This window comes from Roseitalea sp. (genome assembly GCF_984466335.1).
The window spans coordinates 1-12,671 of sequence record NZ_CFIFWG010000088.1; the positions used below are offsets into that span (position 1 = coordinate 1).

Here is a 12,671-nt window from a genome sequence, read left to right on the forward strand (position 1 = left end):
GGCTGGCCGAATGCGCCGCGTGCGCCGTTGTCGGCGAGTCGACGGACCCGGTACTATCCGCCGCACTTGCCCCGCACATCCCGGAACCGGCTCCAATCCGCGAACCCCGGGTATGGAGCGGGCGAGCGCTGGCCGGTTCCCTGGTTCTCGGAGTGCTCGCGGGGGTTCTGATCTCGCGCCTCCTGCGCCGCCGGTGACGCGGCCCCTACGCACACTACCGCCAACGATCGGGAAGCGACGATGAAGCTACAGCACCCCACGCCGCCCGGCGGGAGTCGGCTCGCCGCCAGGCTTCGCCACCGGGCCCTGGCCCCGCTCGTTCTCGCGCTGGCGGCCGGCTGCGCGGGCGGACACGCCGCGCGCGCGCGCCTTCGACTACTGGGCCGGCCTTGGTGCGCCCAGCCGGCGTGTCGCGCGCGCGCTCGGGTGCGGCCAGGCCGTCGCCGAGGCCGAAATGGCGGCGCGACGGCCCGTGCCGGCCGTTTCGGAAACGCCATGGCGAGGGCGCACCGCGACCGCGCTGATCCGGCATGGCCTCGGCCGGCCGGCCGGCGAGCAACTCGTCTTCGCGGCCGGCGAGGGCGCGCTGACCGCCGGCGAGGTGACCGGGATCGTCGCGCGCCTGGCGGCCGGCCTGATCGCCCGTGGCGCCGGCCGTGGCGCGCTTGTCGCCGTCGACGCCTCGCAGCGGCTCGAATCCTACCTCGTCACCCTCGCCGCCCTTATGGCCGGCGCCACGATCGTCCGTCTGGGCGATACGGTCGGCCCGCAGACGCTGCGCGCCATGGTTCGCGCGGCGCCGGCGGCGATGACGTTCTCCGACCGCTTCGAAACGATCGGCGAGATGGCCGAGACGGGCGCGCGCGTGCCGCTTTCGTCCTTCGGCGCCTTCGTTGCGGACTGCCCCGATCCTTTGGCCGATCCTGGCGCCGACCCTTGGGCCGACCTGCCGGACGTGGCGCCCGACGATGCCGCCTTCGTCGGTTTCACGAGCGGCTCGACCGGCGCGCCAAGGGCGATGAGGACCAGCCACGAAGCCGTCTTCCGCTCGACCGAGACGGCCCAGGCCGCGTTCGGCTTCGATGCCGGCGACATCTTCTGCACCGCGACCGATTTCACCGCGCTGAGCGCGTTCCGGTCGCTGGTGACCCTGCCGTTCGCCAGCGGCGGGCGGGTCGTCATTCCCGATGCCGAGGCGCGCGAGAACCCGCTTGCGCTGGCGCTCGCCTGCGAGCGCTACGGCGTCACCCGCCTGACCGCGGTGCCCGGCGTCCTGCGGTCGCTCTGCAAGGCCGGTTCGCGCGTCGGACGCGAGGAGCTGGCGCGCCTCCGCACGATCTTCTCGGGCTCGGGCGTTCTCGATTTCGCCACCGCCGAGATGGTGCGCGAGCGGTTCGGCGTGCCCGTGGTCGACTATTATGGCGGCCGGGAGTTCGCCACGGCCGCCTATTCCGACCCGTCGAGCCCGCACACGATGAGCGCCGGCGGCGGCGCCCTGCACGGCTGCCTTGCGCTGATCGTCGACGATGGGGGCCGTCGCCTCGCGCCCGGCGCGACCGGCGAGATCGTCGTCCATTCGGACTGCATGACGCTGTCCGAGCTGCCCTCGATCGCCGGCGAAGGCGCCTGGGCCGGCTGGCACTTCACCGGCGATCTGGGCCGTTTCGTCGATGGCGGGCGCCTGGAGATCGTCGGCCGCAAGAAGGACATCATCAAGACGCCCGACGGAACGCTCGTCAGCCCGGCCGAGATCGAGGGCGCGCTCAACGCGATCGACTGGGTGGCCGAGGCGGCGGTCTTCTCATGGACCGGCGATGGGGCGATCGAGCGGATCGGCGCGGCGGTCATCGTGCTCGAAGGTGCGCCCGCCGACGCCGAGCGGGCCGCCATGGCTGCGGTCCGGGCCGCCTACGGGCCTTACAAGACACCGGCGCGGATCGCCGTCCTGGACAGGTTTCCGAGAGTGGCCCGGCGCAAGCCCGACAAGGCGCGCCTGAGGCGGATTCTCACCGAGGGGAGCGGGGCTTCGACCGATGAACCAGCAGCCGATTGATCTTGGCGGGCCGTTGACCGACCTGCTCGACCGGGCCATGGAAACCGCCGATCCGGCGCGCCCCTTCATGGTCGTCGACGGCCGGCCGACGCGCTACGGCGCGTTCGCCGATCGCCTCGCCCGTCTCATCGCCGTTCTGCAAGGCAAGGGCCTTGCGCGCGGCGATCGCATCGGGATCGTGTGCGAGGACCCCGCCATGGTGGCGTCCCTTATCCTGGCCTGTCTGCGGGCCGGCGTCGCTGTCGTCAACCTCAATCCGGCGATGACGCCGCCCGAGCGCACAAACGCGCTTGCCGCCGCCGATCCGGCCCACCTGTTCATCGACCGCGCCGTCTTCGACGCCGGCCCCCTGCCGTCCGGCCTGGCGCACACCGTCATCGAGCCCGAGACCGGCGCGGGCGGGCTGATCGGCAAGCTCCTGCTGCGCGGCGCCAAAAGCGCCGGGCCCGGCGGCCTGCATGGCGAGATCGACGCCGCCGATCCCGCCTCGCCGCCGCCGCCCGTGCCCGCCGACACGATCGGCCTGATGCTCTTCACATCGGGTACGACAAGCGCACCGAAGGTCGTCCAGCTGACGCACGCAAATCTTGCGGCACAGTTGAGAACATTCCTCAAAGTCTATGATTACGATGCGCAAAGCCGGATTCTCAATCCGCTGCCGATGCATTTCACCGATGGCATCCTGCACGGGCCGCTGATCGCCTTCCTGACCGGTGCGACGCTCTATCGGCCGCAGCGTTTCAATGTGCAGGAGCTGGGCGATCTGCTCGATTCGGTCTATCGCGACCGGATCACCCATTTCAATCTGGTCCCCGCCATGCTTTCGCTGATGGACCGGCTGGGCGATGCCTATCGCGATGCGTTCGCAACGGGCGGGTTCCGCTACATCCGTTCGAGCGGCGACCGCCTGCCCGAGGCGCTCTGGCGCAGCGTCCAGGACCGTTTCGGCGTCAGGGTCATCAACACGTATGGCCTGTCGGAAACGGTGTGCGAGGCGATCTATTGCGGCCCTTGCGAGCAGACGCACCGCATCGGCACCATCGGCAAGCCGGTCGATTGCGCGGTTCGGCTCGTCGGCGAGGACGGGGCGGCGGCCGCGCCCGGCGAGACGGGCGAACTGCTCATTTCGGGCAGCAACATCATGGCCGGCTATCTGGGACGGCCGGATCTGACCGCCGAGGTCATCGACGCCGACGGCTGGTTCCGCACCGGCGATCTGGCGCGCATCGACGAGGACGGGTTCGTGACGATCACCGGCCGCAAGAAGGCGCTGATCATCTCCGGTGGCGCCAACATCCAGCCGCAGGAGGTCGTCGATGCGATGCTGGCCCATCGGGCGGTGGCCGAAGCCCACGCGCTGGGCGTGCCCGATCCGGTGTGGGGCGAGCGCGTCGTCTGCGCGATCGTGCCGCGCCCCGGCGAGGCCGCGCCGGCCGCCGACGCGCTGACCGATCATGCCCGCGCGCTGCTGAGCCCCAACAAGGTGCCGCGCGCCTTCAGGGTGATCGACGCGCTGCCGCGCAATCCGGCCGGCAAGGTGCTGGTCGACCGATTGCGCGCGCTTTTCGCGACCGCGGGCGAGGGGCTGTCGGACACCGAAGCCGGCACGGTCGAAGACCGCGTTCTGGCGCTCGCGGCCCGCGTCTTCGTCTGCGAGCCGTCCGATCTGCGCTTGTCGTCCGAACCCCGCTCTACCTTCGGATGGGACAGTTTCGCCCATCTGACGCTGATCTCGGAGGTCGAGCGCGCCTTCGGCGTCACGCTGTCGGCGCGCGACGTCCTGCGGGTGACGACGCTCGGCCATCTGGCCGAGATCGTCGGCGAGCGAGCCGCCGGAGCGGGAGGCGATGCGTGACGGACCGCAACGCCCGAACGCCGGCGCTTGCGCGCCACTATCGGCCGGCACCGCCGCTGGTCTGGTTTCTGGTGCTGGTGCTGCTCGGCGCGCTCGCCCTTGGCGCTGCGATCTACAGCATCGTAATACCCTGATCGTGCTGCCGGGAGGCCGGTCGCGGCCATGAGCTATCTGAGCATAACATGGCTGTTCTGGATGTGGCTGACCGTGTCGCTGTACTGGCTTGCGCCGCGCCACTGGCGCCAGCTCGTGCTGATGGCGCTGACGGTGATCTTCCTGGCCAGCCGGTCGCCGGAATCGGCCGCGCTGCTGCTGCTCTTCGCGGCGATCGCGCATCTGGCCGGCAATGTCGCCATGCCGACCTTTCGTCCCGTCGCCGCGGCGATCCTCGCCATGCTGGCGGTGCTCGCCTGGTACAAGATCACCCAGCCGGTCAATCTCGACAATCTGCTCGATACCGTCGCGATTCCGCTGGGACTGTCCTATTATACCTTCAGGTGCATCCACTTTCTGATGGAGCGCTACAAGGCGGCGATCCCGCGCGCGACCGGCTCCGAGCTGGCGGGCTATCTCTTGTTCCTGCCCACGGTCGTGGTCGGGCCGATCCACCGCTATGACGACTACCGGCGCGACCTTTACAGGCAGCGCTTCGATCCGGCGCTGGTCTCCGAGGGCGCCGAGCGCATCCTTTACGGCTATGCCAAGATCGTCATCTTGTCGAACTGGCTGATCGAGGGCGTGCTGGGTGACTATATCGCCACCTTCGACGACCCGGCCGCCCCGCACGTCATCTATCTGGAGATCGTCCGGAGCGGGCTGAACCTCTACTTCCAGTTCTCCGGCTATTCGGACATCGCCATCGGCTTCGCCCGGCTCCTGGGATACCGGGTGATGGAGAACTTCAACTGGCCCTATCTTCAGCCCAACATCTCCGCCTTCTGGCGCTGCTGGCACATGTCGCTGTCCCGCTGGTGCCGCGACTATGTCTATTCGGTGGTCGTCGCCAAGACGCGCAGCCCGGCGCTCGGCGCCATGGCGACGATGATCGCCATCGGCCTCTGGCACGAAATCTCGCTGCGCTTCCTGCTCTGGGGCGCCTGGCACGGCGTGGGGCTGATCGTCTGGCAGAAGAGCCAGGGCTGGACGGCGCGCCTGGAAAGTGCGCTGCCGGAAACGGCATTGCCGGTCCTGCACGTGGCCAAGGTCGTCTTCACCGTCCATTTCGTCTGGCTCGGCTTCGTCATCCTGACCGCCGGCACGCCGGCCCAGGCGCTCGAAACCTATGGCCGACTGTTCGGCCTGATCGACTGAGAGGACATCCCGCCCATGTATGGCCTGCTCCTGACACGCTTTTCGCCCGCGCTGGCTGGCTGGCTGTGCGCTGCCTGGTATGCCGGGCTGGCCGTCGCCATCCTTGCCTTCAGCGTCGAGCCGCCGGCGGACTTTCGCTATGCGCGCTATTGAGGCGATCAAGGACAGCGCGATCGCGCGCCGGGTGCGGGGCTGGACCGACCGCCAGGTCGAGATCGCGTTCGGCGCGGGCCTGATCGTCTTCGTCGCCCTCGTTCTGGTGGCCGGGGAGCTGGCCGCGCGCGCGCACGATGCCTGGCGCGGGCCGCCGGCGGGAGAGCTTGACTGGGGCGCGGTGATGAGCCGGATGCAGCCGCACGGGCAGGGCCGGACAAGCCGCTTTCCGGCAAACACGACGATCGGTCACATGGTGTTCAATTCCAGGGGCTTTCGCGGCCCCGATGTCGCCGTGCCCAAGCCCGAGGGAACCGTCCGCATCGCGCTTCTGGGCGATTCCAAGGTGTTCAACGCCGAATATGGGGAAGACCACCTGGTCGCGGCGCGGACGGCCGCCGCCCTTGCGCGGCGCGCGCCGGCCTGCCGTTTCGATCATGTCTCGATCGCCGGGCCGGCCTACACAATGGCGGATCTGGCCGAACTGATCGAAACGGACGGCGATACCGTCGACCCGAGCGTCTATGTGATGTTGTCGGGCTCGCTGCGCGAGGTGCTGCTGCTGCATGCGGGAGCCGATGCGGACGGCGGCCATGTGGCCCAGTACCCCTTCCTGGCTCATTATTCGGAGCTTTGGGACAAGCTTTCGCGCGCTTTCAGCCTGGTTCGGCAGGAGCGGCTGGCGCAGCGGCGCGGCCCGCTTCGGGACGAGCGGCTCGCCGAGATCGCCGGCACGCTCGCAGGACCGGCCGAACGGGTCGCCGTGGCGGCCGGCGACACGCCGCTGCTGGTGATCGGCTATCGCGGCCGGCTGCGCGAAGGTCAGAGCCACGCCGAGCAGATGACGCATACGCGTGCGCTTCGCACCGAAACCCGCAATATGGGCGCGGCGGATCTGGCGCGGCTCAACACACATCTTGTGGTCGCGATGGAGCGCCAGGCGCGCCGTCATGGCTGGACGTTCATCGACCCGATCGCCGACATGGCGCCGACCGCCGAGAATTTCGTCGACCGGACCCACTTCACCCGCCGGGGCATCGAGCTGTTCGCCGACGCATTGGCCGACGCGCTGGTGCCGATCCTGCGCGACGGCGGCCGGCCCTGCCTGCAATAGCGCGTCCGGGTTCGCTCCCGCGCCCGCTTTGCCGCCCATATCGGCCTGAACCGTGACGGCGCCCTTGTCGGCGTTCGGAAGCGCGATGGTCTAGGGTCTGTGATCTGAAGTTCGCTTCGTTACGCGGCATGCTCCGTACGCACTTCAGATTCGATCAGGACACGAGCAGGTCTTTGATTCCAGTGTGGTTTACGGATTTGAAGTTCGTTCAGGAGCGTGCCGAGAACACTGTAACGAACTTCAAATCCACCACACTAGGTGTTCCGTGCTACTCCGCCGCCTCGACACGCTTGGTCGGGCGGCGGGCCAAAAGGTCCTTCAGGAACCGGCCCGTATGGGAGCGCTTCGCCTCGACGATGTCCTCGGGCGTCCCCTCGGCGACGATCTCGCCGCCGCCGTCCCCGCCCTCGGGGCCCAGGTCGACGATCCAGTCGGCCGTCTTGATCACTTCGAGATTGTGCTCGATCACCGCGACGGTGTTGCCCGCCTCGACCAGTTCGTGCAGCACGTCGAGCAGCTTGGCGACATCGTGGAAATGCAGGCCCGTGGTCGGTTCGTCGAGAATATAGAGGGTGCGGCCCGTCGCTCGGCGCGACAGTTCCTTGGCGAGCTTGACGCGCTGGGCCTCGCCGCCCGACAGCGTCGTCGCCTGCTGGCCGACCTTGATATAGCCAAGGCCGACGCGGGCGAGAGTGGCCAGTTTGTCGCGCACCGCCGGCACGGCGGCGAAGAAGTCGACGCCTTCCTCGACGGTCATCTCAAGCACGTCGGAGATCGACTTGCCCTTGAACTCGACGTCCAGCGTCTCGCGATTGTAGCGCTTGCCGTGGCACACGTCGCAGGTGACATAGACGTCCGGCAGGAAATGCATCTCGATCTTGGTGACGCCGTCGCCCTGGCATGCCTCGCAGCGCCCGCCCTTGACGTTGAACGAGAAGCGGCCGGGCTGGTAGCCGCGCGCCCGAGCCTCGGGAAGCTGGGCGAACCATTCTCGGATCGGGGTGAAGGCGCCGGTATAGGTGGCCGGGTTCGAGCGCGGCGTGCGGCCGATCGGCGACTGGTCGATGTCGATCACCTTGTCGATATGTTCGAGCCCGTCGATGCGCTCATGTTCGGCGGGCGCCTCGCGCGCGCCGTTGATGCGGCGCGCGGCGGCCTTGTAGAGGGTTTCGATCAGGAAGGTGGACTTGCCGCCGCCGGACACGCCGGTAACGCAGGTGAACGTGCCAAGCGGCAGGGCCGCCGTGACATGCTTCAGATTGTTGCCTTTCGCCCCGCGCACGGTGATGGCGCGCCCCTTGCGATCGACATGCCGGCGTTCGGCGGGCACGGCGATGCCCATCGCGCCCGAAAGATAGCGGCCGGTGAGCGAGGCGGGGTCGGCCATCACCTCGGCCGGCGTGCCGGACGCGACGATCCGGCCGCCGTGAATGCCCGCCGCCGGCCCGATATCGACCACATGGTCGGCGGTCAGCACCGCGTCCTCGTCATGCTCGACGACGATCACCGTGTTGCCGAGGTCGCGCAGGTGGCGCAGCGTGTCGAGCAGGCGCGCATTGTCGCGCTGGTGCAGGCCGATCGAGGGCTCGTCCAGCACGTAGAGCACGCCCGTCAGGCCCGAGCCGATCTGGCTGGCCAGGCGGATGCGCTGGCTTTCGCCGCCCGACAGCGAGCCCGAGCCGCGCGACAGGGTCAGATAGTCGAGGCCCACATCGTCGAGGAACTTCAGCCGGTCGCGGATCTCCTTGAGAATGCGCGCCGCGATCGCGTTCTGCTTGTCGTTGAGCGCGTCCGGGAGCCGGTCGAACCAGGCCTTCGCCGCGCGGATCGACATGGCCGACACCTGCGAGATGTGCAGCCCGTCGATCCTGACCGCCAGCGCCTCGGGCTTCAGCCGGTCGCCGCCGCAAACGGTGCAGGGGTGCTGCGCCATGTAGCGCTCGATCTCCTCGCGCATCCAGGCCGAATCCGTCTCGCGCCAGCGCCGTTCGAGATTGCCGATCACGCCCTCGAAGCTCTTCTTCGCCTTGTAGGTGCGCAAGCCGTCATCATAGGCGAAGGTGATCTCGGCGCCGCCGGTGCCGTAAAGGATCGCGTTGCGGCCCTCTTCGCTCAGATCGGCCCAGGCGTCGGTCAGGCTGAATCCATAGGCCTTGCCGAGCGCGGTCAGCGTCTGCGTGTAGTAGGGCGAGGGGTTGGCCGATTTCGACCATGGCGCGATCGCCCCCTTGTTCAGCGTCAGCCCCGGATCGGGCACGACCAGCGCCGGGTCGACGCCCTGCTCTGTGCCCAGACCGTCGCAATGGGGGCAGGCCCCGAACGGATTGTTGAACGAGAAAAGCCGCGGTTCGACCTCGGGAATCGTGAAGCCGGACACGGGGCAGGCGAACTTTTCCGAGAACACCAGCCGCTCATGGGTGTCGTTCCTGGACTTGTTGGCCGAGCCCTGGCTGGTCTCCGCCTCGGGCAGCGGCCTGTCGGCGAACTCGGCCACCGCCAGCCCGTCGGCCAGGTGCAGCGCCTGTTCGAGCGAATCGGCGAGCCGCGCGGCCATATCGCCGCGCACCACGATCCGGTCGACCACCACGTCGATGTCGTGCTTGAACTTCTTGTCGAGCGCGGGCGCCTCGGATATCTCGTGGAAGCGCCCGTCCACCTTGACCCGCTGAAAGCCCTTCTTCATCAGTTCGGCCAGTTCCTTTCGGTACTCGCCCTTGCGGCCGCGCACGATCGGCGCCAGAAGGTAGAGCCGCGTGCCCTCTTCCAGCGTCAGGATGCGGTCGGCCATCTGGCTGACGGTCTGGCTCTCGATCGGCAGGCCCGTTGCGGGCGAATAGGGCACGCCCACGCGCGCGAACAAGAGCCGCATATAGTCGTAGATCTCGGTGACCGTCGCCACCGTCGAGCGCGGATTGCGGCTGGTCGTCTTCTGCTCGATGGAGATGGCCGGCGACAGTCCGTCGATCCGGTCGACGTCCGGCTTCTGCATCATCTCCAGGAACTGGCGCGCATAGGCCGAAAGGCTCTCCACATAGCGCCGCTGGCCCTCGGCATAGATGGTGTCGAAGGCGAGCGAGGATTTCCCCGAGCCCGAAAGGCCGGTCATGACGATCAGCGCGTCGCGCGGCAGGTCGAGATCGACATTCTTCAGATTGTGTTCGCGCGCGCCGCGAATGGTGATGAATTTCTGTTCGGTCATGAAAACCAGTCGATCGAAAGGAGCCGGCGCGAGCCGGCAACAGGATTTTCAGCGGCAATGCGATCCACAATGTAGGAAAGGCGCGCTTCAAGTCGAGCATCAATGTCACATATGCTGACATGTCCGTGCTTCCCTTTGGACCCTGTCGGGCCGCTTGACAACGGTATGGCGGCACGATAGAACAAAAAGGGAACATTTGGCAAGCGAAAAAGTCCCTGTGGACGACCGGGCGCCGCCTTCAACCGCAATGCGGGGCGGCGTAGGGTGGCACGAACGGAATGGAGTGCGTTACATGGCAGGCAGCGTGAACAAGGTGATTTTGGTCGGCAATCTGGGCGCCGACCCCGAGATCCGGCGGCTCAATTCGGGCGACCCGGTGGTCAATCTGTCGGTGGCCACCTCCGAGACGTGGCGCGACAAGCAGTCCGGCGAGCGCCGCGACCGGACCGAGTGGCACCGGGTGGTGATCTTCAACGAGAATCTGGCCAAGGTCACCGAGAGCTATCTGAAGAAGGGCGCCAAGGTCTATATAGAGGGCCAGTTGCAGACCCGCAAATGGACCGACCAGAACGGCCAGGACCGCTATTCGACCGAGGTGGTGCTGCAACGCTTCCGCGGCGAATTGCAGATGCTCGACAGCCGCGCCGATGCCCAGGCCGGCTATGGCGGGCGCGGGCAAGGGCAGGTGGGTCAGGGCTCGGGCGGCATGGAGCGCGGCCCGGCGCCGGGCGGCCAGCAGGGCGGCAACGACTTCGTGCGCGATCTCGATGACGAGATTCCCTTCTAGCGGGCGCGGGCCGGCCCTCGCCGGGCAGGCGGCGGATGGCGGGTTTGCGCGCCGCGCCCGCGCCACCGGTCATTTCGCCCTCGGCCCGCTTTTCCTTGTCAGCGTGGTGGCGCTGTTTCTGGCGATGGCGGCCGCAGCGCTCGCCGGTGGAGCCGATACGGCCCGCACGGTCGCCTCAGACCGTTTCGAGTGCCGCACGGAGCCTTGCCGCGTTCGCTTCCAGCACCTCATCGTCCTCCATCGTGCCCGAATGGGGCCTTAGGGCCACGCCTTCATGGCGCGGGATGACATGGACATGCAGATGAAAGACCGACTGGCCGCCGGCCGCCTCGTTGAACTGCGAGATGGCGATGCCGTCCGCATCGAAGGCGGCCTTGGCGGCGCGCGCGATCCGCTGCACGACGGCGATCAGGCCGCCCAGCGTCATCGGTTCGGCATCGAGCAGGTTGCGCGAGGGCGCCTTGGGGATCACCAGCGCATGCCCGTCCGCCTGCGGCATCGCGTCCATGATCACAAGCGTGTGCTCGTCCTCGTAGACCGTGTGGCTTGGTATCTCGCCGCGCAGGATCCTGGCGAAGATGTTGTCGGTGTCATAGTCGGCCATGGCGCGCTCCCGTATCGTCGTGCCGATGTGCTAGAGTGTTTCCACTGAATATTGAATCGTTCGAACGCCGGGAGTTTTGTGCGTTGGCAAGGCGCGTGCGGCGATGCGGTGCTGGCAGCGCGAGATCGTGCGCAACGCAGCCAGCGCGCAAGGAGCCAAGTTCGAGCGCTTGCAGTTCGTCGTGCGTTTTCAATATCCTAACCTTGGCGGCTTGGACGACTTTTCCGCCCCGGCAGCGTCGAAATCCTCGACCGATGCCATCGCATCGCTCTGCGGTGTTCTCCTTGCCGGAACGAAAAATCCACGCCATCGAACTGCTTCAATATTCAGTGGAAATGCTCTAGCTGCGCCTTCCGCCCGCTTCAACCGCTTTTCTTGAACGGTCCGGCGCCAGACAGGATTTCGCCGAAGCGCGCAACGTCCGCCCGCTCGTGGCGCAGATGGTCCTCGATCGCTTTCCGGAACCCCTGGTGCGGAATGAAATGGGCCGAGTGCGTGGTCACCGGCAGGTAGCCGCGCGCCAGCTTGTGCTCGCCCTGCGCGCCGGCCTCGACCACCTTCAGCTTGCGGTCGATCGCAAAGTCGATCGCCTGATGGTAGCAGACCTCGAAATGCAGGAACCGATGGTGCTCGACGCAGCCCCAGTGGCGACCGAAGATCGTGTCCCCGCCGATGAAGTTGATCGCCCCGGCGATGTAGCGGCCCTCGCGCACCGCCATGACGAGCAGAACGTCCCCTGACATCCGTTCGGCGACGAGCGAGAAGAAGCGCCGGTTGAGATAGGGCCGTCCCCATTTGCGGCTGCTCGTGTCGGTGTAGAACCGATAGAAGGCGTCGAGGGCGGCCTCGGTGAGGTCGGCGCCGGTCAGCCATTCGATCCCGATGCCGTTTTCAAGCGCCGTCGCGCGCTCCTTCCGGAGCGCCTTGCGCTTGCGCGAGGCCAGCGTTTCCAGGAATTCGCCGTACGAGCCGTACCCCCTGTTGGCGAAGTGGAACTGCTGGTCGGTGCGGTGCAGGAAGCCGGCGCCCAGCAGGGCCTCCATGTCCTGCTCCCCGGCGAAGGTGACATGGGCCGACGACAGGCCCAGCCGCTCCGACAGCCGGCCGATCGCCGCCGCCAGGGCGGCCCGGGCGGCCGCCGCACCGACGTCGGGGCCGATCAGCAGGCGCGGGCCGGTGGCCGGCGTGAACGGCACCGAGCATTGCAGCTTGGGATAGTAGCGTCCGCCGGCGCGCTCCCAGGCGTCGGCCCAGGCATGGTCGAACACATATTCGCCCTGGCTGTGCCCCTTCAGGAAGGCCGGCGCGGCGGCCAGCGCGTTGCCGGCCGCATCCTCAAGCACAAGGTGCTGGCCATGCCAGCCGGTTTGCGCGACGGCGCACCCCGACTCCTCAAGCGCGCTCAGAAAGGCATGGCTGACGAACGGGTTGTAGCGCGCCCCGCTTGCCCTGCCCGCGCCCGCGAACGCGTCCCAGGCCTGGCGCGGAACGTCGGCGATGCGCTCATGCACGCGCACCGAGAAGGTCTCGGCCGGTGCCGGTGCGGCGTCGTATGCGGTCGGGCGGGCCATGGCGGCACATGTATTGCGGCGCAG

The 12,671-nt window shown here is 67.9% G+C and carries 12 protein-coding genes; 9 read left to right on the top strand and 3 right to left on the bottom strand.

Annotated features, from left to right (window positions below; all coding sequences use genetic code 11):
• From AC5E6L_RS09350 to AC5E6L_RS09380, 7 genes are all read left to right on the top strand, one after another.
• A partial coding sequence (locus AC5E6L_RS09350; protein ID WP_491772834.1) for a hypothetical protein occupies positions 1-197 on the top strand: 197 nt, incomplete at its 5' end.
• 257 nt (positions 198-454) lie between these two features.
• Positions 455-2,053, top strand: a complete 1,599-nt coding sequence (locus AC5E6L_RS09355; RefSeq protein WP_491772836.1) for a class I adenylate-forming enzyme family protein — start codon at positions 455-457, stop codon at positions 2,051-2,053.
• Positions 2,034-3,908: an AMP-binding protein gene (locus tag AC5E6L_RS09360; protein ID WP_491772838.1), complete on the top strand. Its 1,875-nt coding sequence runs from the start codon at positions 2,034-2,036 to the stop codon at positions 3,906-3,908. The genes AC5E6L_RS09355 and AC5E6L_RS09360 overlap by 20 nt, the downstream gene beginning before the upstream one ends.
• The gene (locus AC5E6L_RS09365) at positions 3,905-4,042 is read left to right on the top strand and encodes a hypothetical protein (RefSeq protein WP_491228697.1); all 138 of its coding nucleotides are present in this window, start codon (positions 3,905-3,907) and stop codon (positions 4,040-4,042) included. The genes AC5E6L_RS09360 and AC5E6L_RS09365 overlap by 4 nt, the downstream gene beginning before the upstream one ends.
• A 28-nt stretch (positions 4,043-4,070) precedes the next feature.
• Positions 4,071-5,219, top strand: coding sequence for an MBOAT family O-acyltransferase (locus tag AC5E6L_RS09370; protein WP_491772841.1), 1,149 nt, complete (start codon positions 4,071-4,073; stop codon positions 5,217-5,219).
• A gap of 15 nt (positions 5,220-5,234) precedes the next feature.
• Positions 5,235-5,372, top strand: coding sequence for a hypothetical protein (locus AC5E6L_RS09375; RefSeq protein ID WP_491228694.1), 138 nt, complete (start codon positions 5,235-5,237; stop codon positions 5,370-5,372).
• On the top strand, positions 5,359-6,486 hold the full coding sequence (locus AC5E6L_RS09380; protein ID WP_491228693.1) for a hypothetical protein: 1,128 nt from the start codon (positions 5,359-5,361) through the stop codon (positions 6,484-6,486). The genes AC5E6L_RS09375 and AC5E6L_RS09380 overlap by 14 nt, the downstream gene beginning before the upstream one ends.
• 268 nt (positions 6,487-6,754) lie before the next feature.
• On the opposite strand, the gene uvrA is transcribed toward AC5E6L_RS09380, so the two are convergent.
• Entirely contained in the window at positions 6,755-9,685 is a 2,931-nt protein-coding gene (uvrA, locus tag AC5E6L_RS09385) for an excinuclease ABC subunit UvrA (protein WP_491772843.1), read from the bottom strand.
• Between the two features lie 292 nt (positions 9,686-9,977).
• On the opposite strand from uvrA, the gene ssb reads away from it, so the two are divergent.
• Complete coding sequence (ssb, locus tag AC5E6L_RS09390) at positions 9,978-10,472, top strand: single-stranded DNA-binding protein (RefSeq protein ID WP_491772845.1); 495 nt, start codon at positions 9,978-9,980, stop codon at positions 10,470-10,472.
• Positions 10,473-10,647: 175 nt separating this feature from the next.
• Here the strand turns inward: ssb and AC5E6L_RS09395 are convergent, their stop codons facing one another.
• The gene (locus tag AC5E6L_RS09395) at positions 10,648-11,076 is read right to left on the bottom strand and encodes an HIT family protein (protein WP_491228690.1); all 429 of its coding nucleotides are present in this window, start codon (positions 11,074-11,076) and stop codon (positions 10,648-10,650) included.
• Positions 11,077-11,179: 103 nt separating this feature from the next.
• Here AC5E6L_RS09395 and AC5E6L_RS09400 point away from each other — a divergent pair, with 103 nt between their 5' ends.
• Positions 11,180-11,455 carry a hypothetical protein gene (locus tag AC5E6L_RS09400; RefSeq protein ID WP_491772847.1) on the top strand — a complete coding sequence of 92 codons (276 nt, stop codon included), beginning with the start codon at positions 11,180-11,182 and terminating at the stop codon, positions 11,453-11,455.
• On the opposite strand, the gene AC5E6L_RS09405 is transcribed toward AC5E6L_RS09400, so the two are convergent.
• A complete protein-coding gene (locus AC5E6L_RS09405; protein WP_491228688.1) occupies positions 11,439-12,647 on the bottom strand; it encodes a GNAT family N-acetyltransferase in 1,209 nt (402 codons plus the stop codon). The genes AC5E6L_RS09400 and AC5E6L_RS09405 overlap by 17 nt on opposite strands.
• Between the last annotated feature and the right edge of the window lie 24 nt (positions 12,648-12,671).

Bases quoted from the DNA above. Each gene is read 5' to 3' on its own strand.
- AC5E6L_RS09355 (WP_491772836.1), top strand. From the start codon at position 455: ATGGCGGCGCGACGGCCCGTGCCGGCCGTTTCGGAAACGCCATGGCGA.
- AC5E6L_RS09360 (WP_491772838.1), top strand. From the start codon at position 2,034: ATGAACCAGCAGCCGATTGATCTTGGCGGGCCGTTGACCGACCTGCTC.
- AC5E6L_RS09370 (WP_491772841.1), top strand. From the start codon at position 4,071: ATGAGCTATCTGAGCATAACATGGCTGTTCTGGATGTGGCTGACCGTG.
- AC5E6L_RS09375 (WP_491228694.1), top strand. From the start codon at position 5,235: ATGTATGGCCTGCTCCTGACACGCTTTTCGCCCGCGCTGGCTGGCTGG.
- AC5E6L_RS09380 (WP_491228693.1), top strand. From the start codon at position 5,359: ATGCGCGCTATTGAGGCGATCAAGGACAGCGCGATCGCGCGCCGGGTG.
- uvrA (WP_491772843.1), bottom strand. From the start codon at position 9,685: ATGACCGAACAGAAATTCATCACCATTCGCGGCGCGCGCGAACACAAT.
- ssb (WP_491772845.1), top strand. From the start codon at position 9,978: ATGGCAGGCAGCGTGAACAAGGTGATTTTGGTCGGCAATCTGGGCGCC.
- AC5E6L_RS09395 (WP_491228690.1), bottom strand. From the start codon at position 11,076: ATGGCCGACTATGACACCGACAACATCTTCGCCAGGATCCTGCGCGGC.
- AC5E6L_RS09400 (WP_491772847.1), top strand. From the start codon at position 11,180: ATGCGGTGCTGGCAGCGCGAGATCGTGCGCAACGCAGCCAGCGCGCAA.
- AC5E6L_RS09405 (WP_491228688.1), bottom strand. From the start codon at position 12,647: ATGGCCCGCCCGACCGCATACGACGCCGCACCGGCACCGGCCGAGACC.